This window comes from Nostoc sp. ChiQUE02, assembly GCF_034531305.2.
Taxonomy (GTDB): Bacteria; Cyanobacteriota; Cyanobacteriia; order Cyanobacteriales; family Nostocaceae; genus Nostoc.
Genome location: NZ_JAVRBN020000018.1, coordinates 73,811 through 98,210, shown reverse-complemented (window position 1 = coordinate 98,210; position 24,400 = coordinate 73,811). Strand labels below are relative to the sequence as shown.

General features: G+C 43.2%; 19 protein-coding genes and 1 pseudogene. 12 read left to right on the top strand and 8 right to left on the bottom strand.

Translation table 11 applies throughout. The annotated features are described in order from the left end of the window. Positions 1–25: 25 nt before the first annotated feature. A complete protein-coding gene (locus tag RM347_RS19535; RefSeq protein WP_322718585.1) occupies positions 26–1,657 on the bottom strand; it encodes a DUF1565 domain-containing protein in 1,632 nt (543 codons plus the stop codon). Positions 1,658–2,507: 850 nt separating this feature from the next. Between RM347_RS19535 and RM347_RS19530 the strand changes: the two genes are divergently transcribed. Then, the gene (locus tag RM347_RS19530; RefSeq protein WP_322718586.1) at positions 2,508–5,168 is read left to right on the top strand and encodes a hypothetical protein; all 2,661 of its coding nucleotides are present in this window, start codon (positions 2,508–2,510) and stop codon (positions 5,166–5,168) included. A gap of 94 nt (positions 5,169–5,262) precedes the next feature. Further along, positions 5,263–5,715, top strand: a complete 453-nt coding sequence (locus tag RM347_RS19525) for a YbjN domain-containing protein (protein WP_322718587.1) — start codon at positions 5,263–5,265, stop codon at positions 5,713–5,715. Between the two features lie 161 nt (positions 5,716–5,876). Here the strand turns inward: RM347_RS19525 and RM347_RS19520 are convergent, their stop codons facing one another. From RM347_RS19520 to RM347_RS19510, 3 genes are all read right to left on the bottom strand, one after another. Continuing rightward, complete coding sequence (locus RM347_RS19520) at positions 5,877–8,258, bottom strand: phosphoketolase family protein (RefSeq protein ID WP_322718588.1); 2,382 nt, start codon at positions 8,256–8,258, stop codon at positions 5,877–5,879. A gap of 288 nt (positions 8,259–8,546) precedes the next feature. Further along, positions 8,547–9,275, bottom strand: a complete 729-nt coding sequence (gene rimM, locus RM347_RS19515) for a ribosome maturation factor RimM (RefSeq protein WP_322718589.1) — start codon at positions 9,273–9,275, stop codon at positions 8,547–8,549. Between the two features lie 114 nt (positions 9,276–9,389). Next, positions 9,390–10,673: a valine--pyruvate transaminase gene (locus RM347_RS19510; RefSeq protein WP_322718590.1), complete on the bottom strand. Its 1,284-nt coding sequence runs from the start codon at positions 10,671–10,673 to the stop codon at positions 9,390–9,392. Between the two features lie 286 nt (positions 10,674–10,959). On the opposite strand from RM347_RS19510, the gene RM347_RS19505 reads away from it, so the two are divergent. Continuing rightward, positions 10,960–12,069, top strand: coding sequence for an S-(hydroxymethyl)glutathione dehydrogenase/class III alcohol dehydrogenase (locus RM347_RS19505; RefSeq protein ID WP_322718591.1), 1,110 nt, complete (start codon positions 10,960–10,962; stop codon positions 12,067–12,069). Positions 12,070–12,227: 158 nt separating this feature from the next. Continuing rightward, the gene (locus RM347_RS19500; RefSeq protein ID WP_322718592.1) at positions 12,228–12,686 is read left to right on the top strand and encodes a DUF29 domain-containing protein; all 459 of its coding nucleotides are present in this window, start codon (positions 12,228–12,230) and stop codon (positions 12,684–12,686) included. Positions 12,687–12,742: 56 nt separating this feature from the next. On the opposite strand, the gene RM347_RS19495 is transcribed toward RM347_RS19500, so the two are convergent. Next, entirely contained in the window at positions 12,743–14,422 is a 1,680-nt protein-coding gene (locus RM347_RS19495; protein ID WP_322718593.1) for a hybrid sensor histidine kinase/response regulator, read from the bottom strand. Positions 14,423–14,679: 257 nt separating this feature from the next. Further along, complete coding sequence (locus RM347_RS19490) at positions 14,680–16,599, bottom strand: GTPase family protein (RefSeq protein ID WP_322718594.1); 1,920 nt, start codon at positions 16,597–16,599, stop codon at positions 14,680–14,682. A gap of 252 nt (positions 16,600–16,851) precedes the next feature. Here RM347_RS19490 and RM347_RS19485 point away from each other — a divergent pair, with 252 nt between their 5' ends. From RM347_RS19485 to RM347_RS19460, 6 genes and pseudogenes are all read left to right on the top strand, one after another. Continuing rightward, positions 16,852–17,142 carry a DUF433 domain-containing protein gene (locus tag RM347_RS19485; protein ID WP_322718595.1) on the top strand — a complete coding sequence of 97 codons (291 nt, stop codon included), beginning with the start codon at positions 16,852–16,854 and terminating at the stop codon, positions 17,140–17,142. Continuing rightward, on the top strand, positions 17,139–17,513 hold the full coding sequence (locus RM347_RS19480; protein ID WP_322718596.1) for a DUF5615 family PIN-like protein: 375 nt from the start codon (positions 17,139–17,141) through the stop codon (positions 17,511–17,513). Before RM347_RS19485 ends, RM347_RS19480 begins: the two co-directional genes overlap by 4 nt. A 202-nt stretch (positions 17,514–17,715) precedes the next feature. Further along, positions 17,716–17,913: a ribbon-helix-helix protein, CopG family gene (locus RM347_RS19475; RefSeq protein WP_322718597.1), complete on the top strand. Its 198-nt coding sequence runs from the start codon at positions 17,716–17,718 to the stop codon at positions 17,911–17,913. Further along, positions 17,910–18,106 (top strand): annotated as a pseudogene (locus RM347_RS19470) (type II toxin-antitoxin system death-on-curing family toxin); the annotation flags it as partial. The gene RM347_RS19475 and the pseudogene RM347_RS19470, both read left to right, overlap by 4 nt. A gap of 45 nt (positions 18,107–18,151) precedes the next feature. After that, complete coding sequence (locus tag RM347_RS19465; RefSeq protein ID WP_322718616.1) at positions 18,152–18,268, top strand: hypothetical protein; 117 nt, start codon at positions 18,152–18,154, stop codon at positions 18,266–18,268. A 252-nt stretch (positions 18,269–18,520) separates the two neighbouring features. Continuing rightward, on the top strand, positions 18,521–19,324 hold the full coding sequence (locus RM347_RS19460; protein ID WP_322718599.1) for a PEP-CTERM sorting domain-containing protein: 804 nt from the start codon (positions 18,521–18,523) through the stop codon (positions 19,322–19,324). Positions 19,325–19,537: 213 nt separating this feature from the next. On the opposite strand, the gene ebsA is transcribed toward RM347_RS19460, so the two are convergent. Continuing rightward, on the bottom strand, positions 19,538–19,912 hold the full coding sequence (gene ebsA / locus RM347_RS19455; RefSeq protein ID WP_322718600.1) for a type IV pilus biogenesis protein EbsA: 375 nt from the start codon (positions 19,910–19,912) through the stop codon (positions 19,538–19,540). 273 nt (positions 19,913–20,185) lie between these two features. Here ebsA and RM347_RS19450 point away from each other — a divergent pair, with 273 nt between their 5' ends. Beyond that, positions 20,186–20,332, top strand: coding sequence for a hypothetical protein (locus tag RM347_RS19450; protein WP_322718601.1), 147 nt, complete (start codon positions 20,186–20,188; stop codon positions 20,330–20,332). 203 nt (positions 20,333–20,535) lie between these two features. Next, positions 20,536–21,942 (top strand): glycosyltransferase, encoded by a 1,407-nt coding sequence (locus RM347_RS19445; RefSeq protein WP_322718602.1) that lies wholly within the window; start codon positions 20,536–20,538, stop codon positions 21,940–21,942. Between the two features lie 66 nt (positions 21,943–22,008). Here RM347_RS19445 and RM347_RS19440 read toward each other — a convergent pair whose 3' ends face one another. Next, entirely contained in the window at positions 22,009–24,090 is a 2,082-nt protein-coding gene (locus tag RM347_RS19440; protein ID WP_322718603.1) for a DNA polymerase III subunit gamma/tau, read from the bottom strand. Between the last annotated feature and the right edge of the window lie 310 nt (positions 24,091–24,400).

Here is a 24,400-nt window from a genome sequence, read left to right as displayed (position 1 = left end):
CCAATGACTAATGACTAATGACTAATCAAGCAGTCACTATATAAGGCGAGTCGATCGCTGCTACACGACCAGCATCTACCAAAGTTTGATACACTATCGCTGCTACTTCACCGCGTGTAGCATCGCGAGTAGGATTGAGTTGTTTAAGGTTCGGGTGATTGACGATAATCTCCTTGTTTATAGCTTTTACCACCTCATCCTTGGCATATTCAGGAATCTTTGCTTGGTCATCGAAAACTTTGATATTTGCTGAACCATCAGCAGATAATCCCAGTCCATTTACCAGAGAGACAATCACCTGCACGCGCTGAATATTTTTGTTGGGGCCAAAGGTATTGTCGGGAAAACCAGAGAGAAATAAACCTTGATATGCCTGCTGAATTACCTTGGATGCCCAGAAGTCTGCTGGTACATCTTTGAATTTGATTACCGGACGGTTTGGCGATGGGTTGAAAGCTTTTACCAGTAATGCCGCATATTGCGCCCGTGTCATCGTCGCATCGGGTTTAAATGTGCGATCGGGAAAACCGTTAATTATCCCCAATTTAACTAATTCCCGAATAAACCCACCTGCCCAATGATTACTAATATCGGTTAATTCGATAGTAGGCGTAGGAGTAGGCGTAGGAGTGGGTGTAGGAGTGGGTGTAGGAGTGGGCGTTGGCGTTGGTATGGGTGTAGGAGTAGGAGTTGGCGTTGGCGTAGGAGTTGGCGTAGGAGTGGGCGTCGGAGTTGGCGTCGGAGTTGGCGTTGGTGTAGGAGTTGGCGTGGGTGTTGGCGTTGGAACCGAACTATCTACAAACTCTACGTTTCCCGTGACTTTAGACGCATCTATTTTATTTCCTACCGAAACCAGCTTGTTGGAACTGGCATTTTGCAAATCAAATTTACCGTTATTGCGTAGAGTATTGCCCCCTGGATTATTGGTACTGCCAATATCCGGTAGGGCACTTGCAATAACTGTTATACCATCGTCAATATTATTCTCACAGACATTATTACGTAATACAGGACGAGCACTTCCAGAGATGACAATCCCAGAACGGTTTTCAGAAATTTTGTTATCTCGAAGGATGGGTGATGCAGTATCACTAATGGCAATGCCAAAACCTGTTTTGAAGTAGGTGTTACCTTCAATTTGTCCTTTAGAATTTTTAGCGATCGCAACTCCATTGGCTGCATTCTCACTGAACACATTACCTAGAATAACTGGGTTAGCCTCGCCTGTAGCAAATACACCCTCCCGCTTACAATTTTTGAAGGTGCTATTAGCGACAGTAGGAGCAGTTGATTCAATCCAGACACCACTACCACGGCTAGCCAGATTTGTTACAGTTACTCCTCGTAGTTCGGCTTTATCCAGCAGCACAAAAGTAACGTTTTGACCAGCAAAAGTACGGCTCAGGTAAGTACCACTTCCTTCAATCAAAATGCGATCGCCTTTATTGGCTTCATTACCCACCACTGTCACACCAGATGGAATCGTTAACGGGAAGACTTCACCGCTAGCAACATTGTAATTACCATCTGCTAGTTGAATCTTAGTATCAACAGTAGCTACTTTGAGGGCTTGGGTAATAGTTTTGAACGGGGCTTGTTGGCTACCAGCGTTGGTATCGCTGCCTGATACTGGATTTACGTAAAAAGCTTGAGGCATATTTATACTTTAATAAAATACATAGCTATCCTAGCGCTAACCATGAAAGTGGGTAGCTTTTGATGCATTAAGTAACTTAAAGTACTTCTCACTACAAAGTTAAAAACTTATGCAAATTCTTTCTACAAAACCAAAGTCGTTGTAGATCCTCCTAAATCCTCCTTAAAAAGGAGGACTTTGAGAGGTCTTTGCTCCCCTTTTTAAGGCTACGGTGTACCCACAAGTCTTTTAAAGTTGCAATGCCATTGTTTCGACTGACAATGCCATTGTTTCCATTGACAATGCTCACTTTTCACGGAATCTAGAAAACCTCACTTCCATATATTTATTAAGTCATTCCGAATGGGTTGCAGGAAACAAACTCTAATTTCCAGAATTTATTGCTTCCTTTGGACACGCCCGTTTTATTATTGAACACTTACGTATTAATGTCTTCAGCTATCTGAGATATAAATATCATCACCAGTCTCTTAGATCAAGAGATTTTAGCGTTGCTGAAATGAAGCCCGGCGAGCTAAATCCGAATGTGCAAGGATTTAAGCTTTTACTCTGGCGGGAATGATTAAAGAAGGATATTCTACATAGAATACCTGTTTTATTGAAAGCTATAAACAAGTTGTAAATGAAATTCCAAAGAGTCCACAAATCTAACTCTCAGAATCCTCAAACATTTCAAGAAAACTCCAAGTTAGCGTCTCGACCCTTCGGTATCCAGAGTAAAGAGACATCGAGGAAGCCTCCCACGCAGGAGGAAATAGAGAATCAAGCCTTCCAAAATCAAAAAATGGAGGCTACAAAACTAGATATCCAGGCAAAGTATGGCACGATAACGCCAGAGGGACAAGAACGCTTGGGTGTATTGCAAGCCAAGATGAATGGCTTCTGGGTGCAGAGAAAAGAAAGTAGTAAGGGTCAGCCTAACTTGTTAGAAATCCCTGGTATATTTACACGGCGTGAAACACGTTTAGCACAACAGATTCAGCCACAACTTACGATTGGGCAGCCTGGGGATAAGTATGAGCAGGAAGCGGACAAGGTAGCCGCAGATGTCATAAAAGAAATACATCAGAATCAGAGTACGGTGCAAAGGCAAAAGGGGGATGAGCAGGAGCAAATAAACACTCATACAACTGAGTTAGTGCACCACAATCAGATAAATATGAATGCAGCAGCTTTGAGCCTACAGGGCAATATAGTTCAGTGTAAGTATTTAAATCCCGGTGAATACAATTCTTGGCTCAACGAAACTCAAGCTAAAGCAAAAGTGGGAAGAAAGGGATATAGATTTAGTAAAACTGCGAGCAGAGATGCTCTAAAAGCAATAGATGAAAGATTATTTTATTTTGTCCATTACCCATCAAAAAATGGAGATAGACAAGAAGATTTAAAAGAGAGAATCTCACTACTCAAAGGTATTAAACAAGTAATCAAGTCTTCAAGATATTTCACAGAAGATAAAAAAACTGAAATTTTTCTACTTCGTCAGCAAGCAGTAAATGCTCTGTTGAATGAAGTCAAAAGTATGTTAACACAACTTAAAAGTGAATTAAATCAGGGTAAAAGCGAAGTAGAACACAAGGAATCTGAAGAATATAAAACAGATACTGAAGTGAAACCAGATTTTGATAATGAATCTTTCTATAGTAAATACTCTCAATATTCTGACAAACTTGAGGAATCTAAAGAAGATAAAAAAACTACTCAGCCAGAAGAGCAAAAAAATGATGGCTATTCACAACCTCAACTAGAAGAACAAAAAACTGATGGCTATATAGAATCTCAACTAGAAGAGCAAAATGATGGCTATTCACAACCTCAACCAGAAGAGCAAAAAACTGATAGCTATATAGAATCTCAACTAGAAGAGCAAAATGATGGCTATTCAGAACCTCAACTAGAAGAACAAAAAACTGATGGCTATATAGAATCTCAACTAGAAGAGCAAAATGATGGCTATTCACAACCTCAACCAGAAGAACAAAAAATTGATGGCTATCTAGAATCTCAACCAGAAGAACAAAAAATTGATGATTATCTAGAACCTCAACCAGAAGAACAAAAAACTGAAGGCTATTCAGAACCTCAACTAGAAGAACAAAAAACTGATGCCTATTCACAACCTCAACTAGAAGAACAAAAAACTGATGCCTATTCACAACCTCAACCAGAAGAGCAAAATGATGGCTATTCACAACCTCAACTAGAAGAACAAAAGTCTGAAGATTATTTCAATAGAAAAGAATCACAATTTTGGGAAAACAAGTTTGAACCAGAGGATGGTAAATTTAAAATTTCAGAAACAAAGTTTCAGGAATCTAAAAAAATAGATGACAACAAGTTTAAATCAAATAAAAAACTAGGAGTATATGGAGAAAGAAAAGCATCTAATCAAAAAAATAAAACGCAGCAAGAAAACCAAGGTGAAGTTAAAGATGATAATGGCAAAATCATTGGTCAAATGCAGAACTGGCATCCGGCTTATAAGGGTAAAGCTATCAGACATTTATATGGACGAGATCGCAAAGCTAAAAAGCTCAAGATTCAAGATGGCAAACTCTACGGTCATGATTCAGAGTCTAAAGAACAAGATAAAGACGATCAAAACAAGTTTCTTTGGAAAGGAAAGCCCTATAAGACGAAAGAAATGAAAACTCTATGGGGTTCAAGCAGTGGTAAAGCAATATTTGTAATGACCGTTAACGGTAAGATTTACGCCGCAGACCAGGCGGCTGAGTATCAACAAGGACTAAACCCGCGTCAAAAGCAACAATGGATTTTTCACCACTCAAGTTTTGTAGCTGGGGCTGAAGTTGCTGCGGCAGGCGAAATAGAAATTAAAGATGGAGTGCTGCAAGGTATTACTGACGCAAGTGGTCACTATCTTCCCGATGCAGCTATGACCCGCCAAGTTCTACAAATGCTTCAAGATGGTGGAGTAAGCCTTGAAGGTGTATACGTCCAAATTACAATTCCTCAAGAGAATTCTAATCTTATATATCCAGCTGATAAGTTTTTGGAACATACAACTGCTAAACAAGAACCTCACAAGATTATTGAAAATCTGCGAAAAAAACAGGATTGGGATACTTCCATTCTTTCGGAAAGTGCTGAACTTGCTGAGAAAGCAGGTAATTTAATCAGGCAAGCAAAATATATTTCACAACTTTTTGAAGATATGAATGATCTTCTAAAGCCAGGTCAAAAGAAAAAAATAGAAATACAAATGAGGAATTTGTACGAGCTTGCACTCAGAAAAGGTTGGAAAGCCTACAAAGCAGGATTAACTAATCAAAGTAATCCAGATAATGATTATTTAGAAGCTTATATATCATTTGAAGCGGCAAACGAGATTGAGGCTTTTAATGTCTTGAAAGATGTGGAATTCAAGAAGCCCGATGATGTTCCTCAGAATGCAAAAGCATCTTTACAAACGATGGAAAACACTTCTATGGGAGGAACTAATGCCTTGGATAAGATGCGGAGGCTAGCTAAGGAAAAGAATATGCTTTAAATGAATGTAGAAAAATAAAAAAAAATTATTTAAGTTTTGTTGATTATTATTTAGAAAAAATAATCCTGATTAAAAGCTTTCTGAGGTAATTTATATGGCTCAAATGTTTGAAACGGTTATTAAGTTCTTTGAAGAAGATAACTGGCCGTTTGAAAAGCTAGAGGGGGAGTCAGCTTTAGGAATGGGGTTTCAGGGTGATAATGGAGAATGGAGTTGCTACGCCCTAGTTAGAGAGGTGCAAAAGCAATTTATTTTCTATTCTGTAAGTCCATTAGAAACACCAGAAGAGAAACGCTTTCAAATGGCTGAGTTTTTAACTAGAGCAAACTACGGCATGATGGTTGGCAACTTTGAACTAGATTTTGCTGATGGAGAAGTTCGTTATAAAACAAGCATTGAAGCTGAGGTAACTAATCTGAATTCAGCACTAATTAAAACAATGGTTTATACCAATCTACGAATGATGGATAAATACTTACCAGTTCTGATGTCTGTCATTGATGGTAATTTATCGCCGACTGAGGCGATCGCTCAAATTGAAGGTTAATATGAACGAGGTATGTTAGAAGTACTAAGTGCGATCGCTTTTTAATCTAGTTTTGAGAAATGTAGCTGGTTCACTGACATAGACGAAAACTCCCTTTCCGACAAAGTAAGGGAGTTGGCAAAGTTGTGTATCCTCTTCAACTGAAAAAGTGTGTCTTCCTCTTAATACGGCCACTTCCAGTCCCGAATTTCCGGCATATCGTCGCCGTACTTCTCAATGTAATGCTTGTGTTCGATTAGCTTATCTTGCAAATGCTGCTTGACATAAGCTGCCCTATATCCTAGTTTTGGTACGCGATCGATTACGTCCATCACTAAATGGAAGCGATCAAGCTCGTTAAGAACAACCATATCAAAGGGGGTGGTGGTAGTTCCCTCTTCCTTGTAGCCACGCACATGCAGCTGATCGTGGTTAGTGTGGCGATAGGTTAGGCGATGAATCAGCCAAGGATAGCCATGAAAGGCAAAGATGATGGGTTTATCTGTAGTGAAAATCGTGTCAAAGTCTTTTTCGCTCAAACCGTGGGGATGTTCGCTTTTTGGCTGTAGTGTCATCAAATCTACTACGTTCACTACCCGCACCTTTAAGTCAGGGAAGTTCTGGCGCAGGATGTCTACAGCCGCTAAGGTTTCTAGGGTGGGAATATCTCCAGCACAAGCCATCACTACATCTGGTTCGCCGCCTTGGTCGTTGCTTGCCCATTCCCAAATACCGATGCCTTTGGTGCAGTGCTTGATGGCAGCATCTATATTGAGATATTGCAATGCTGGTTGCTTTCCAGCGACGATGACATTGACATAGTTGCGGCTTCTCAAGCAGTGGTCAGTTACTGATAGCAAAGTGTTGGCATCAGGGGGCAAATACACGCGAACGATTTCTGCTTTCTTATTGACTACATGGTCAATAAAACCCGGGTCTTGGTGGGAGAAGCCGTTGTGGTCTTGCCGCCAAACGTGGGAGGAGAGTAGGTAATTGAGGGAAGCAATTGGTCTACGCCAGGGAATATCTAGGGTAGTTTTCAGCCATTTGGCGTGCTGATTGAACATCGAGTCAATAATGTGGATGAACGCCTCATAGCAAGAGAAAAACCCGTGGCGGCCTGTGAGGAGGTAGCCTTCTAACCATCCTTGACAACAAGTTTCGCTGAGAATTTCCATCACCCGACCGTCGGGGGAAAGGTGGTCATCTTCTGGGAGGATCTCGGCTACCCAAGTCCGGTCTGTGACTTCAAACACAGCATCTAGACGGTTGGATACTGTTTCATCGGGGCCGAAGATGCGGAAGTTGCGTTTTTGTTCGTTCAGTTGCATGACATCCCGCAAAAATTTTCCAGCAACTTTGGTAGCTTCAGCGATCGCTTGGCCTGGTTGGGGAACATCTACGGCATAGTCTTGAAAGTCAGGCATTTTCAGGTCGCACAGCAAAATACCGCCGTTAGCGTGGGGATTGTCACCCATGCGTCGATGACCCTTGGGAGCCAGTTCTGCTAGTTCGGGAATCAGCTTTCCGTTGCTGTCGAAGAGTTCTTCTGGTTTGTAACTCTTCATCCAATCTTCTAGGAGTTTTAGATGTTCTGGCTTTTTGCTGATTTCTCCAAAAGGAACTTGGTGCGATCGCCAAGAACCTTCAGTTTTTTTGCCATCCACTTCCTTTGGTCCTGTCCAACCTTTGGGGGTTTTCATGACAATCATCGGCCACTGAGGACGTTCGGTGAAACCATGTACGCGGGCTTCTCTCTGAATACTTTGAATTTCAGCGATCGCTATATCTAGAGTCGCCGCCATCTGCTGGTGTACATCTGCGGGATCGTCACCTTCGACAAAGTAGGGCTTGTAGCCGTAGCCCACCAATAAGCTTTCTAATTCCTCATGGCTGATCCGTGCGAGTACTGTTGGATTAGCAATTTTATATCCATTCAAGTGGAGGATCGGCAGTACAGCCCCATCATGCACGGGGTTAAGAAACTTATTGGAATGCCAGCTAGTAGCTAAAGCACCAGTTTCAGCTTCGCCATCACCGACAACAGCAGCAACGATCAAGTCTGGATTATCAAAGGCAGCACCGTAAGCATGGACGAGGGCATAACCTAGTTCCCCGCCTTCATGTATTGAACCAGGAGTTTCCGGTGCAACGTGGCTGGGAATACCACCAGGGAAAGAAAATTGTTTGAAGAGTTTTTGGATTCCTTCAGCATCCTGGGAGATGTTGTGATAATACTTAGTGTAAGTCCCTTCCAGGTAGGTGTTGGCTACCAGTCCAGGGCCTCCATGACCAGGCCCAGCAATATAGATGGTGTTGAGGTCATATTTTTTGATGACCCGATTCAGGTGAGCGTAGATAAAGTTCAGCCCTGGTGTTGTTCCCCAGTGCCCCAAGAGCCTGGGTTTGATGTGTTCCAGCTTTAGCGGTTCTCTGAGTAGCGGATTGTCGAGTAGATATATCTGCCCAACTGAAAGATAGTTAGCTGCACGCCAGTAAGCATTTATCTTGCGTAATTCTTCATCTGTTAAAGGCTTTGTTTGTAGAGGACTGGCTAATGTCATTTCGACACTCCATTACAAAAGGATTTTGACGGATTCACAAGTATGTAATTTTACTTATTTTCAAGATCGTGGCCATCTAACCCATGATGAATTTTTCCAGCCTTTGTGACTAAATTTCTGTCTCTGGGCACAACATGGAAAGTGATGTCTACGAAGGGCTATGCCTACTCTGTTGATTAATACTATTAATCCAAAATTTTATTCAGCTTGATTTTCCTATTAATAAATCAAGCTGCTTTGTCTTGAAATTATGAATTAGGAATTAATAATTTCCATTCAATTAATTACTTAATTATTAATTTCCAATAACCCAGGCGGCGGAGTGATTTCAATGCGATTAGATTTTAAGTCTACTACTGGTGCGATCGCTTCCACAAATGGAATCAAAACAGTCTTTTGCTTTTTGTCATTTGTCATTTGTCCTTTGTCAGTGGTAAAAGATGGGTGCAATTTTACTTCTAACAAATCATTGCCCGCCGGAATGATATCTACCACCGTACCAACGAGTTCGCCAGATGCTTGCATGAAGACTTCCAAACCAATCAAATCGAGGACATGATATTCATCTTCGGCTAATTGGGGGCGATCGCTTACTGGCACCATTAACTTACAACCACGCAACGCCTCCGCCTGATCGCAATTTTCCACACCAGCTAATTTGATTACATACAAGTTTTTGTTACTGATATAACGTCCTGTTAATAATTCGATTGGTTGTGGTTCTGTGCCATCTAAACGCAACAACCAACGTTTTCCCGGCACCTCAAATCTTTCGGGAAAGTCAGATACAGGATAAACTTTTAATTCTCCAGACAATCCTTGAGGGGAAACAATCTTACCAATTTCTAACCAATCGTCGAGATTAGGGACTGGGGACTGGGTATTGGGAACTACGGGTTGGGGATTAGGGGCTGGAGATTGGACATTTTGAATTTTTGAATTTCCTCCTACTCTCTTGCCCCTCTGCCCCTCTGCACCTCTGCCTCCGATCTCTTTATTAGCTTCTTCGTGTTTCATTTCCATTTTTCCTACTAGTACAACACGGCGGAAATAAACCACCCATTCCAAATCAATGAAATGCTTACGCTGTATTCATTTTTAATTTTTAATTTTTAATTCCGCCTTGCGGTACTAGGCAGTCACCGCCGCACCTTTATAAGCTTCTTCAGCGACTTTTGCTAAACGTTGCATAGCAGTGGCTATCTCTTCATCGCTTCCTGTGAGACTGATGCGGAAGCATTGGTGTTTGTGCGCCCACTCTTCGTCTAAACCGGGGAAGAAGCTACTTCCTGGGACAATAATCACACCTACTTGCTTAACTAGCTGGTAAAATTCCCAGTCACTCATGGGTAAATCCTGTAACCACAACCAAGCAAAAATTGCCCCTTCACCGCGATGGAGGAACCAAGGTAAATCCTTGGGCATCGCTTGTTCTAAGCTGGTTTCTAAAACGGTAAACTTATTTTTGTAAAAGGGACGGATGACAGTGTGAGAAATTTCTACTAAGCCGCCAGAATTAATTGCAAGAGCTGCGATCGCTTGGCCGTAACGTGAAGAATGGAGACCAATATTTGCTTGGAAACACTCCAGCACTTCAATCCACTTTTCATCCCCAATGGCAATACCAACCCTTTCTCCTGGTAATCCCGCTTTTGATAAACTCATGCAGTGTAAGATGTTATCACCAAACACTGGTGTCATTTCGGTAAAGTTCAATGCTGGGAAGGGAGGCGCATAAGCCGAGTCAATTAACACGGGCAGATTGTAAGGCGCAGCTAGGGCAGCAATCTTTTTCACCTCATCCTCAGTGAGGACATTACCAGTGGGATTACAAGGGCGAGAGAAGAGGATACAACCCGTATTTTCTGAAATCGACAGTTGGCTGAAGTCGGGGCGATATTTAAATCGGTGGGCGGCTTCATCAATATCGAGAGTCGGTTTGTAGGCAGTTAAAGCTTTTGGAACTAAGGAGAGGCCGCCGTAACCTGTGTAGTCAGGGCTGAGGGGCAAAACTATTTGTTTTAACTCGCCGCTGGGGGTGTAGCCACCGAAGCTATTCACAGCGTAGAAGTAGAGGGTTTGACTGCCGGGTGTAATGAGGATATTGCGATCGCTTAAGTTTAACCCGTAGCGTTTGTTAAAATCATTAGCGATCGCTTCAACTAATGGTGCATAGCCCTGACTTGAACCGTAGCGACAAACTACCTCACCATATTCTGGACTAGCCAAAAGCTGTGCAGTACAATCCCGCCATAACTGCTCTACCTCTGGCAAAATCAACGGATTACCAGCACTCAAATTAATAAACTGCTGCCCTGCACCCGCTCGTAATGTCTCGATAATATCCTTCATGATTGCTCTTACGCCAGTCAGGTTGGACATTTGAGCGCCAATTTGAGTTAGGGCAGGGTTCATAAGCTGTGACAAAATGTATTAATCGAGAGGTGGACAAATTATTTGGGGGTTGCTGCTGACATCAAGTTTACATCGTTGTCAAAACAGCTGTTGCCGCCTTTAACCAATCTAGCTAGAGAATGATATTTTAACAAAGTAATATTTATCGTTATAACGGCGATCGTGCTTAGTAAATACGATGAAGTGATACAAAAGTGTATCATGCGTTCAATATGTTTAAGTGAAAGAATCCCCATGTTTCAGCACTGGGGATAATTTTGAAATAACTATATTAGGAGGGCTGACGTTGCAAGTTAAAGCAGCAGTAGCTTACAGCGCAGGTAAGCCATTGACGATTGAAACCGTTCAATTATCAGGGCCACAAGCCGGTGAAGTATTAGTTGAGGTGAAAGCCAGCGGGGTTTGTCATACCGACGCCTTTACCCTATCTGGTGACGATCCTGAAGGTTTGTTTCCGGCAATTTTGGGGCATGAAGGCGCTGGTGTGGTAGTGGAGGTAGGCGCTGGTGTCACCAGTCTGAAACCAGGGGATCATGTGATTCCCCTCTATACTCCCGAATGCCGCCAGTGCGAATATTGCCTAAGTTTCAAAACTAATCTCTGTCAAGCCATTCGCCTAACTCAAGGACGCGGTGTTATGCCCGATGGCACGAGTCGCTTTAGCATTGATGGACAGATGATTCATCATTATATGGGTACATCCACTTTTGCCAACTATACGGTGCTGCCGGAAATCGCCCTGGCAAAAATTCGGGAAGACGCGCCATTTGATAAGGTTTGTTACATTGGCTGTGGTGTGACTACTGGTGTTGGGGCAGTCATTAATACTGCCAAGGTGGAACCGGGAGCAAATGTCGTGGTTTTCGGCTTAGGTGGTATTGGTTTAAATGTTATCCAAGGGGCGCGGATGGTAGGGGCGAATATGATTGTCGGGGTGGATATTAATCCCAGCAAACGCGCTTTGGCAGAAAAGTTTGGCATGACGCACTTTGTTAATCCCCAAGAAGTAGAGGGTGATTTAGTTCCCTATCTGGTTGATTTAACAAAAGGCGGTGCTGATTACAGTTTTGAATGTATCGGTAATGTCAAAATTATGCGTCAAGCATTAGAATGCTGCCACAAAGGTTGGGGCGTAAGTGTGATTATTGGTGTTGCTGGTGCGGGACAGGAAATCAGTACTCGTCCTTTTCAACTAGTAACTGGGCGCGTTTGGAAAGGTTCGGCATTCGGTGGTGCTAGAGGACGTACAGATGTGCCGAAAATTGTTGATTGGTATATGCAAGGTAAGATAAACATTGATGATTTGATTACCCATGTAATGCCCATTGAACAAATTAATGATGCTTTTGAATTGATGCACAAAGGTGAATCAATTCGGAGTGTGGTGACTTTCTAATTGGTAATTCTTAATTCGTAATTCATAATTTCTACCTGATGCTTATGCAGACAGTCCTGTTTCAAATAAGGTTTAAATCTCTATTTGAAACATAATTGTGAATTATGAATTTTTTAATTATATAGACACTACAAACCTGAAAAACGGCAAGAAACCTGATGCAAAACTTCTATGAAGCAGACTTCTACAGTTGGACTCAAGAACAGGCAAACCTTTTGCGTCATCACCAATGGAACCAGCTTGACCTGCCCAATTTAATTGAGGAAATCGAATCTTTGGGAAGAAAGGAACGCCAAGAATTAAGAAATCGTCTTAGTATATTAATTGGACATTTGCTCAAATGGGAATATCAACCACAGCAACGAAGTCGTAGTTGGTTAGCGACAATTAGAGTACAACGACGGGAAATTCTCAAGTTGTTGAGCGAAAGCCCTAGCCTGAAGCCTTACCTTGAAGAAGCACTCCAGGAATCCTATGAAAACGGTAGGGATTTAGCATCAGGAGAAACAAATCTGCCACTCTCAACTTTTCCCAAACAATGCTTGTATCCTTTTGAGGAAATTCTGAGCGATCGCTTTTATCCCGGTGAGTCTGCGACAGATGATTTAATGGAATAAAAGCGATGTTTAGGACGGGCTACGCTGACGCACTCATCAGAGAGTAGCAAAATTTGTCAACTTGATAATACTCCATCAAAGTATCGATCAATTTCTGCCGTAAGTAGTTCAAAGTCTACAGGCTTGGTCAAGTGGCATTTAAAACCAGCCTGAAGCGCAAGTTCCTTATCCATCTGACCACCGTAGCCGGTGAGCGCAATCAGAATTGAGCGAGTAAATTTGGAGTCTTTACTCAGTTCCTTTGCAACGGCGAATCCATCCATCTCAGGAAGTCCGATGTCACAAATAATCACTTGAGGCTCAAGCTTCCTTGCAGTTTCTATCCCTAAAATTCCATCCTTGGCAATGGAAACTTCATGCCCGAAGTGCTCAAGCACTGCTTTTAATGTTACGGCTGAATCGTCGTTATCTTCGATGACTAAAATCTTCAACGATTTTTTAGCCGCTTCCATAATCTCCAGGTCGTTGTCCAAGGCTGTAATTTCTTCGCATACAGGGAGAGTGACTTTGAATTCTGCTCCCAAATTGATCCCTCTACTTGAGGCTTCAACATTACCACCATGAAGTTCGACAAGACTTTTAACTACCGAGAGTCCCAAACCTAACCCGCCCCTAGAACGGTCTAAACTGCGATCGGCCTGTGTAAACGGCTCGAAGAGTTCTGGTAATATTGTCGGGTCTATCCCTATACCTGAGTCTCTTACAGATAAGACCGCTACACTCCCTGAGCCATTCTCACCGCGAATGAATGAGAGATCCACCCAGATCATCCCATCTGGCTTGGAAAACTTTAAGGCGTTATCAAGAAGGTTGCCAAAGACTTGGAAGAAGCGGGTGGTGTCAACATAAGCCCACACGGGCGTATTTGGCAGGTCTTGTACAACAGTAAGGTTCGATCTCTTTATTGCTTGTGCATGGTCATTGAGACTCTGGCGAACCAAATCTACCAGATTTAACTTCTCGAGGTTTAATGAAATCTTCCCGTATGTGATGGACGATACGTCGAGTAGCTCATCGATCAATTTCGAGAGGTGCTTAATCTGGTGTTGCATCATTAAAACTGTTTCCCCAACTGCACCAGTCTGGCCTAGCTTCAATTTGAGAAGCTGAACCCCATTTGAGATGGGGGCAACAGGATTCCTCAGCTCGTGAGCTAGCATCGCAATAAATTTGTCTTTAAGGGCGTTTTGGTTCGTAAGTTTCTGGAAAAGTTGAACGTTTGCGATCGCAACTGCTGTAGTATCAGTCAAAATCTCAAGCATTTCTATCTCTTCGGGCGTGGCTCGGTGTTGTGTACTCCAGTAGGCTCCGATCGCACCCAGTGGATCGGAAACCCGTATGGGAACCATCACCAAACTCTTGACAAAAGTCACTCTGTAGGCATCAAGAGGAATTCGATCGTCTTGGTAAATGTCCTCAATGACGGCTGCTTGTTTATTGAGCATTGCCCAACCTGAGATGCAAGACTTAAGCGGAAAACGCATACCTTTCCAAAGTGGTCCAATGGCGTTTTCATCGACATAGTGGCAACATTCACCATCCCGCAGTACAAAAGTCACTCCATCAGCATTAGTGAGATCCCGAGCCGCCAAACGTACAATCTCAATAATTTCCTCAATAGTCCGCACACAAGCCAAATCCTTTACGACCGCAAGCAGCCGATTGTAAGACGAAATGTTATAGCTATGATGTGAATTCTGTTCTTGAGAAATGGAGGTTTCTAATATAGTTTTCATAAATAACTCCGAAAAAAATGGATGTCTGTGTCAAAACTCAGGTAAGGCGGGTAGGTTTCAGCAGACACCTACTCTTAATCGTAATCTTAACTTTGGTGTTAAGATTACGACCCGTTACCGCATTTTTTCTTTTTTCTTTTTTTGGTATAAATATGTTTAACTTAGTGAATAAACCTTCGTAAATATACTGCAAGAGCTAATTCAACTTGTGAGAATGGAAGATGCGTAGACATAGCCCGTTGTAGACATTAGACAAGTTATTTGGCAATCGACAGATAATACTCAAATCGCTGCCGGAGTTGTTCAACTGTCAAATTCTGAGTCCAGTACTCCACTATAGCGTGACCAAATGCCCAGGCGTTGCGATCGGGTGAAGCGGAGTTTTCTAGCAGTAACGGCCAGAGAGATAGCAATTCAAAGTTGAGCGGGTTAGGATTGCCTGTATTTAAGAGTGAGAAAAGCTCATATCCCATTTGGAGTTTGCCAATCACAATCGGCAACTGTTCCACGGGAATTTGCTCTGCCAGCATATATGCTAGGGTTGGAGATCCGGTTGAGAGCGTAGAAACAAACTGAAGGACGGGACTTTTGAGCAATGACGTTAGTCCCTGTGTTGTCGCCATTTGGAAGGTATAGTGGTCGATGATTTTGGCAGCGGCGATGGTGCGGGCTTCTAGGTTACGCAAAAAGCGGGCGAGACGAAGTTGCTTGGTAGGTGCGATCGCATCTACTAATCCCAACGATAGCGCCTCCACTCCCCAAGCAACTCGATTTGTTTTGCTGTCACCTGTAACTACAGGTAAAACTAGATTACAGAAGTTTCCTAGCAGTTTAGCGCGATACTCAGTGGCTTCGCGAATGGCAATTTCCTTGGGGCGATCGCCCCATTCCCAATCATAAGACGGTTGCCACTCGCGGATGGGACGCAGACGATCTACTTGAGTGACGATCGCAATCGCAGGTAAATCTGCAACTTCTGCTTTGATGTCTTGCAAAAAGTCCACATCCATTTGCAGGGCGGGATCGAGAGCAGGGGTAGCTAACAGCATCAAATCTGCGTTGATGGCATAATCAAGCACCAAGTTTCGGAGATCGGCACGGTTGACTTGTTCATAACCAGGTGTATCCCAAAGGGTTAGAGTTTCCCCACTTTGAGTCTGCCATTGGTAATTCTGAATGCGATCGGTACTGGGTAAAACATCAACGGCTGCTAAATCTGCCTGAAATAGCGTGTTAATCAGGCTACTTTTTCCTGACCCTGTGCGCCCCACCAGCAGAATATTCACGGGTTTTTGCTCAACTGCCTCGGCTGGTTGAGCTTGAGTCAGGATTTCTCGGAGTGTTTGAGTTTTTGCCTTGGGTAAAGTTGGTGTGGAAACTACAGTTGCTGAAACTGGTAATGTGCTACGTCCGTAAAGAGCGATCGCCTGCCGGCATAAGTTCCTGAGGGCAGCTTCCCGAAATAACTGACTCAAATTCCCCAATAATTGTTGAGTTGCCTGGTTACTAGAACCCTGGCTGGCTTGTTTTGCCACCGCTGCCACCGGATTTAAGACCCACTGTGCCCAGTTCCAAGCTTTCCAGAATTTCCGAGCCGATGGCTCCAACTTCCGATAGACTTCGTATCCTTGGTATGCTTGTCCAACCGTTAACTGATTGAGGACAGGGGATAACTTTTGCATCCACTGATCCATATCATCCACCGTTCCCCGAATCAGCCCGTAAGCTTGGGGGACGTAAATATTCAGCAGGGGATATTGAACTTGAGGATTGTAGATATGAGCGATCGCTACAACCAAATCCTGGCATCGCGTCCAAAAAGTTTGCCAGTCTTCCCAAATGGGGCGATCGCTTTGTGCTACTTGGAGAATTTCTTGAAGGGCGGCTTCTGCAAGCTTTGTGGAGTCACTTCCCACTGGTAGCCCTACTGTATCCTCTGCTGTCGATTCTAATTCTTCTTGGACTTGGGCTAATACAGCTTCCACCTGGTTGACAGCAGGTAGAGTCCATTTGACTAGCAGCCAACGCCAACCAACGAATAAAAGAGTGAATACACCCCAAATCCAATTAATGCCCCAAGCGTGAATTTGCGAACCGGCGGATACCAGTAAGAAAATGATGATAAACGCGATCGGGATTGCTAAGACTACCCACTGCCACAGTTTTAATCGCACCATTGCCGCATACCTGCTTTGAAATGTTTAGAAATTTGAGTTTTTGCAAAAATTACTCTTATAAAAAGTCTATCGTCTCCAATCTAGGCAGGATGTTTGGTATTCTGGGATTAATGCTAGACTCCTAATTATTGGGGATAAATGTTTTATTTTGCTGTGGGCAGCTAAATAAATAACTGGGTATTTATATTTCTAGATTAGAAGAAGTTTTAAATTGCTCAGTTGCTTATGGGGGCAAAATTTAGTATACAAGCTATGCAAACCATTACCGACATTGGCACGCTGATTGTCAGCACACCGGGAACCTGTGGTGGTCGCCCTCGGATTGCGGGACACCGGATTACGGTACACAACATTGCAATCGACTTCAATGCACGCATGAAACCGGAAGAGATAGTTGTCCAAAGACCACAGCTAATGTTGGCACAAGTTTATGCAGCGCTAGCTTACTACTATGCTAACAAGGAAGTAATTGACACGGAGATTGCCGCAGAAATTGAAGAATACGACCGTTTGGAAGCTGAATTCACGGCGAAGAGACAGTGAGCCAAATTCGTTTGTATTTAGATGAGGACAGCTTTGAAAAGTCCCTAATCAAAGCTTTCTGTAATGCAAACTTGGATGTTGTGACAGTGGCCGATGTGAGCAGGCAAAGCTATTCTGATGATGAGCAGCTAATTTGGGCAACAGAGCAAGGGCGTGCCATCTATAGCTACAACCGAAGAGACTTCTGCTGCTTGCATAACGAGTTTTTAGCCACAGAAAGAAATCATGCTGGCATTATTTTGTTGCAGCAACAACGCTATTCTGTAGGGCAACAGTTACAAGGGTTGCTCAAGTTGATTGCTACTCGTTCGGCTGAGGAGATGGTAAACCAACTAGTATTTTTGAGTGCTTATATTGATAAAAGCTCTTAGACCACTGTCGGCATTTTAATTAATACTAGGCTTCATTGATAAGACTGCTAACTTAATTCGCTTTTTGATTATATTTTGGGATCTGAGGCGCAATTATCTTTGACACGCTCTGCGATCGCAAGCAACAATATAGCGATCGCCTGTCAGAAAGAACTAAAATCTAGTAATGCTACACTTTTCTAGCATTCAAGGAGTAAAGACTGTGGCTTCTATCACGATCGAGATTTCCGATGAACAATTGCAGAAGCTGCAAGCACTAGCACAAGAGAATGGTATCTCGCTTGAAGAGTTGTTACGTGCCAGGATAGAAGACTGGCTCAGTCAGCCGACGAGCAAGTTTGCTCAAGCAGCCAATTATGTGCTGAAGAAAAATGCCGAATTGTATCGACGTTTAGCATGATACGTTACCTGACGACGGTGGAAGTCTTGAATCTGCATCGTCAGGTTATAGAGCAGTCTGGAGGTGCATTAGGTATACGCGACCTTGGTATTTTAGAGTCTGCTGTAGCGCAACCAAAGATGACTTTTGGTGGAGAAGACTTATATCCCACAATTATCGAAAAGGCTTCAGCATGGGCTTCTCTTTGATCAAGAATCATCCTTTCCTAGATGGAAATAAGCGTACTGGTCACGCAGCTATGGAAATATTTCTTGTTTTAAATGGGATGGAAATTGATGCTTTGTTCGAAGAACAGGAGCGTGTTGTTCTGGTGTTAGCGGCTGGTGATTTAGGGTGTGAAGAATTTACAGAGTAGCTCAGGCTAAACTTTAGAACAATTTGAGTATCTTTTCATAATGAAACGAGATTCAAATTGGGTAATGATGCGATTGTCTCCGATACGCTCTGCAAACGCAATAATAAGGATAGCGATTGATAAGGCTTTTTGTTGTCGATGAAATTTCCATTAAAAGCTTGGGAATAATAAATCATGCTTGAGAAAAATTTGAAATGAATCTCAGCAGATTAGGTGTGTTTTATCATCGGCAATTCAAGGAGCAAATTGTTAATGAAAGTGAGTTCATCAGGGATTAAGCTAGGTTGTGCAATTGTTAGCGGCAGTTGTTTAGCAGCAGTAACGATCGCTTTAAGTGGAGCAAGTGCTTTTGCCGCTCAATTCATCACAATTGAAAGTACTGGCACATTATCGGGAACTATCGAACTTCCCAGAAATAATCCCAATTTCAATAACAGTACTACTCGTATTGATACGGATGAAACTGGAACTTATTACCGGAACTTAGGTACTAATAATAATCCTAATTATGTTCCTGTATACCAGTCAGACTATTTGCAGGTAGAAACACGTTCTGATGGAAGTCTGCATTACTTTGTTGACTTTAAAGGTATTCCTTTTGTCTCCTTCGATGGTGTTCTCACATCACCGGTTCTCTCTGGTGGTCAGTTGACACCCTATAAATACCAAGGGCAATTGCCAGGAACTACATTTCAAGGAGTAGTTCAGGATGAATTTAATTTCATAAAAGCCTTCTACACTGGTACTGTCACCGACCCAGACACCGGAAAGCAGTATCAAGGCACTTTTGAAGTCAATGGATATGGGGTACGATATAGCGATCGCAATGGTAGTTTAACTCCCACAGTTTTTGATTTCCAGTCTGATATCCCAGGTTTGCCGACTGTAACATCCTTGACTCTGGCTAACGCTACCTTAGCGAATTTAAGAATCAAAGTACCTATCAGTGAAACTTCTATCCCAGAACCCTCTAGCCTTCTCGGAACCCTGATAGTAGCTGGTTTTGGTATCGTTTTGAAAAGAAGAAAAGACATCTGCCCTAAAAAGATGTTTTAAAAGGTGACTAGAAGTCGCTACTACACAAAGCTTAGTCCACCGAGGTGGACTCAAAATCAAGGGTTTGCTAACCTGCGTTCGCGTAGCGTTCCGTAGGAAAGGCAGTTTTTATTTGTGTAGGCGCGACTTCTAGTTATCCAGGTGAGTAATAAATTAGATTTTATAAATAGTTTTAAAGACAAGCCGAACTGGCAAAAGTCCGGCTGAGTTTAATCACTCATCTATACGCAGAAGCTTGCGGTAAAACGGTTGTGAAAAATCGGTTGCACGATGACGTTTATAGTTGTCCATAAGTTCAATTAAAAAATTAATAAACTCGAAACTAGCCATCATCAATTCGTAACTTAGGTCAGCATTGCCATCAAACTGGATTCGGCAACGGGTTAAGTCTGAGGGTAAAGTAGCAACATTCCAGGAGGCGACAAAGGGGACATGTTCACTGGCTTCTATCTTCCGGTGTCCCTCCAAGACCCCTTTTTGATAGAGACTGATGGCATAGGGTAAGAAATTCCGCTTAGTGCCCTGAACATAAGGTAAGTAAACACTGGCTTGTTGTTGAGTGGCAGGCTGGAGTTGGTCAATAGACATTGTTAAATATTCCTCAAGTTAGTTGGCAACTGGGGATATTAGTAGTGTTCCCAAAAAATGTGTCCAAAGCACATAGTGGGGAGCAGGGAGCAAAGAGGTAAATTAATTACTCATTCTCCCCCTTGCACCCAGCAAAGTGCCCCTCTGCCTCTTTATCAATGCCCAATAAATGAAGTTACTGCTAAGAAATATTAAAATTTCGGTTAGAATAATGCTGCATTAACTTTTATCGAAGCTGGGGACGATAACACTAAAAATCCCGACTGTAAAGTTGTGGATGTTATTATTGCTGTTTCTCCCAACAACGAGCTGCTGCTACCTTGCTATTACTTTGCCCAAACCGAAGTTCTCATTGAAGAAAGTCCCACTCTACAAGCTTCCTGCCCAAGTGGCTATCAAAGGAATCAAGCCTCTGTCTAAGAGTAGCAAACATGGTTAATGTGAGGTAATTACGCAGAGTGGCGGTGACAATAAAGGTAGTCCCAGCGGCTTTTGGCTTAGGGATAGCGGGTATTGCAGTTTGCCCATTCCGATTAATATCGGGAAAAGTAGCTTAGGGATATTTGTCCGTAAAATTACTAACTGTAGACAAATACTGGTTTTTGAATCAAGCAACCTAACCTATGCCAGCGAATTCCTGGCCCGAAGAAGATTCTTATCAAGAGCTTGATCCGCTCAACTCCTTGTTGTCTGACCTATCAGTAGATGAGGAGTCAGTGTTAGAGACAGATTCTATGTCTTTAACACCCCGGTTTCAAGGTCGTAGACGCAAAGCGGCTCTAGTCTTGACTATCGTCTGGAGTGGCACGATCGCTCTACATTTAGTTTCTTGGGCTTCCATATTTATTCTAGGACTGACCACCATTCTAGGATTTCATGCCTTGGTGGTCGTGTTTGCTAAATCCCGTCGCTATCCAAAAGAAATACAGGGAGATTTGCCCTCTGTATCTGTGCTAGTGGCTGCGAAAAATGAGGAAGCAGTAATTGCTAAATTAGTCAAAAATCTTTGTAATCTGGAATATCCAGGTGGGCAATACGAAGTATGGATTATTGACGATCACAGCAGTGATAGCACGCCACGTTTATTAGCAGAACTCGAACAGAAACACGAGCAACTGAAAGTACTAAGGCGTTCAGCAGAAGCTAGTGGTGGTAAATCAGGGGCGTTGAATCAGGTATTGCCGCTGACAAAGGGCGAAATTATAGCAGTATTTGATGCTGATGCCCAAGTAACACCAGACTTGTTGCAACAGGTAATACCTTTATTTCAAAGAGAAAAGGTGGGGGCGGTGCAGGTGCGAAAAGCGATCGCCAACGCTAAAGAAAACTTTTGGACTAAGGGTCAAATGGCGGAAATGGCCCTTGATACCTGGTTTCAGCAACAGCGGACTGCCCTTGGTGGCATTGGCGAACTGCGCGGCAATGGTCAATTTGTCCGGCGTTCAGCCTTGGAAAGCTGCGGTGGCTGGAATGAAGAAACCATTACCGATGATTTGGATTTGACAATCCGCTTACATTTGGACAAATGGGATATTGAGTGTGTTTTCCATCCCGCAGTGCAAGAAGAAGGAGTGACGAGGGCAGTTGCACTCTGGCATCAGCGCAACCGTTGGGCAGAAGGCGGTTATCAACGCTATTTGGATTATTGGGATTTAATTCTCAAAAACCGCATGGGAACGCGCAAAAGCTGGGATTTGCTGATTTTTATGCTGATTATGTATATCTTGCCGACAGCAGCAGTCCCAGATTTATTAATGGCGATCGCTCGTCATCGTCCACCAATGTTAAGTCCCATCACAGGCTTGTCCGTTACTATGTCGATGGTCGGGATGTTTACAGGTCTAAGGCGCATACGTCAAGATCAAAAATTCCCACTTTCTACATATTTTCTGATGCTGGTGCAAACGTTGCGTGGCAGTTTATATATGTTGCACTGGTTAGTCGTCATGAGCAGTACTACTGCCCGCATGTCGGTAAGACCAAAGCGCCTGAAATGGGTGAAAACCTTGCATACAGGAATTGGGGAATAGCCCCTTTGGGGAATTAAAAATTAAAAATTAAAAATGCAAAATTACCAAAAATAATTTTGCATTTTTTTATTCATCATCCACGTCTGATTCCTCTACCCACTCAGGTGTAGTTATGGAATCTGAGAATTCTGGGAAATCATCTGCAAAGCGGATAATTTCTCCGTTGAAAAATACTGCTAAACGTTGAGCTGCGATCGCTACTTCGTCAGGTTCCCAATCAGGTGCGGGTGTTTGTTTTGGAGGTGAAGGCAAAGTTTGCATTCCGTTTCCATTTACCCCGTTTCCATTTACCCCATTTCCATTTGCACTATTTCCATTTGCCCTATTTCCATTTACACCATTTCCATTCTTTGCTGCCAACTCAGTTTTTAGTGGTGCTGGTGGTGGATTGGTTGGCTGTGCTAATGGCGCTAGAGGAGGAATTTGCTGGTTGTAAGTGGGAGTTGGTGACTGCTGAGGGCGAGTAGAGTCTTTTGGCGGAGGATTTTTTTTGGCTGAGGTAGAGTTTGAAGAAGTTCCTTTTTCTAAATTTATTTGGATTTCACGCTGGAAAGTCTGCTGGAAAGCTGCCGTAATCATAGGTAGATAAGATTTCCCCTTGTCATACCATGCCTGTTTGATCGCAATTCGAGCCACAACACCGTCGAACTCGATGAGTTGGCTCATTTGACGCAGCATTTCTTGCCTTGATTTTGGCTGGAGATTAGCAAGCACTTGTTGCCAAACCTGAGTTAAGTCATATTCTGTTTCCCCAACAACTTCTGAAGTTACTGGCTCAATGTTCACCGATGGCACAGCAACAGGTTCTGGCGTTGGTGGTGAAACTGAGTTAGCAACAGAATTGTGATTTGTTTGCTGTTCATCTGGGGGAGATGAAGTGACGGGCTGATTTTGGGCAGCCGCTAGATGATGGTTTACAGAATTGTGATTTGTTTGCGGTTCAGCTACAGCTAAAGAAGAGACTGGGTGATTTTGAGCAACTGCTGGAGGATAGTTTGGAGATACAGCTGGTGTGTTAACTCGCGGCGCAACACTTGGAGCTTGTGGCTGAATATTTGTTGCACTGGGTAACAATCCTAGTAATGTTACTTCCAGCCACAAACGCGGCTGGGTGGTGTTTTTAATTTGCACTTCAGCTTCTCGCAGGTGTTTCTGTCCCGCCAAAATCGTGCTCATATCCAAGTATTGAGCAAACTCAACTAGCGCTGTCCACGTTTGCTGAGTACAAGCAACCAAATCGTGGCGATTGGGCGCGGTTTTAGCAATGAGTAAATCGCGGTAGAAGGCGGCGAGATTTTGCAGGATAGTTAGGGGTTCTCGACCACGATCTAAAATGTAGTGGGTACAGTCTAGAACTGCTTCCGGTTTATCTTGAGCGATCGCATTTAAGAGCGCCAGCAAGTCCTGTTCGCTCACCGTCCCGACCAAATCCCAAACTCTATCCGGTGTCACTTCACCCGCTAACAAACCCAATTGGTCGAGCAAGCTTTCGGCATCTCGCAACCCTCCCTGAGCGAGTTGGGCTACCAGGGTTACAGCATCGGGTGAAATATGAATGTTTTCAAAAGATGCGATCGCACTTAAATGCTTAACCATCGCTTCTAACTGAATGCGTCTAAAATCAAACCTTTGACAGCGTGAAATAATTGTTGGTAAAACCCGTTGCGGGTCTGTTGTCGCCAACACAAAGACTACGTGTCTCGGTGGTTCTTCTAGTGTCTTAAGTAGCGCGTTAAATGCCTGAGTACTGAGCATGTGGCATTCGTCGATTACATAAACCTTGTAGCGACACTGCACAGGAGCAAACTGGGCTTTTTCAATTAGCTCACGGATATTATCGACACCAGTGTTGCTAGCGGCGTCGATTTCAATTACGTCTAAGGCGTAGCCCTTGGTGATCCCCTGACAAACATCACACACGCCGCAGGGTTCAGCAGTGGGCTTGTCACTTTTTAGACAATTAAGGGATTTGGCCAGAATCCGGGCACTAGAAGTTTTCCCCGTACCTCTAGGCCCAGTGAATAAATAGGCAGGGGCGATTTTGGCTGTGCTGATCGCGTTCGTGAGGGTGGTAGCGATCGCCTCTTGGCCCACCAGTTCAGCAAAACTTTTGGGGCGATATTTGTGGTGCAGGGGTTCGTAAGACATGGAAAAATAGACTTCAATGCCTTTCAACGTTAATTAGTAGCACCGAGTCGAGTTTAGGATTCAATTATTTTAAACTCTCGTACCTGCTTTATTTATCGATGTTGCCATAGCCCTTGCACTCAACTAATGCCGTAAATTTTGGCACTCAGGAAAGCAAGCAACCAGAGCTTATCCTCTACTATGATTTCAACATCAATGTATCGGAATTATAGCATATCATTTAGTACATTTGTTCTTATAAAGAATGGGGAGCAGGGGGAGCAGGGGGAGCGGGGAAGAAAACTCTTGACTAATGACCAATGACCAATGA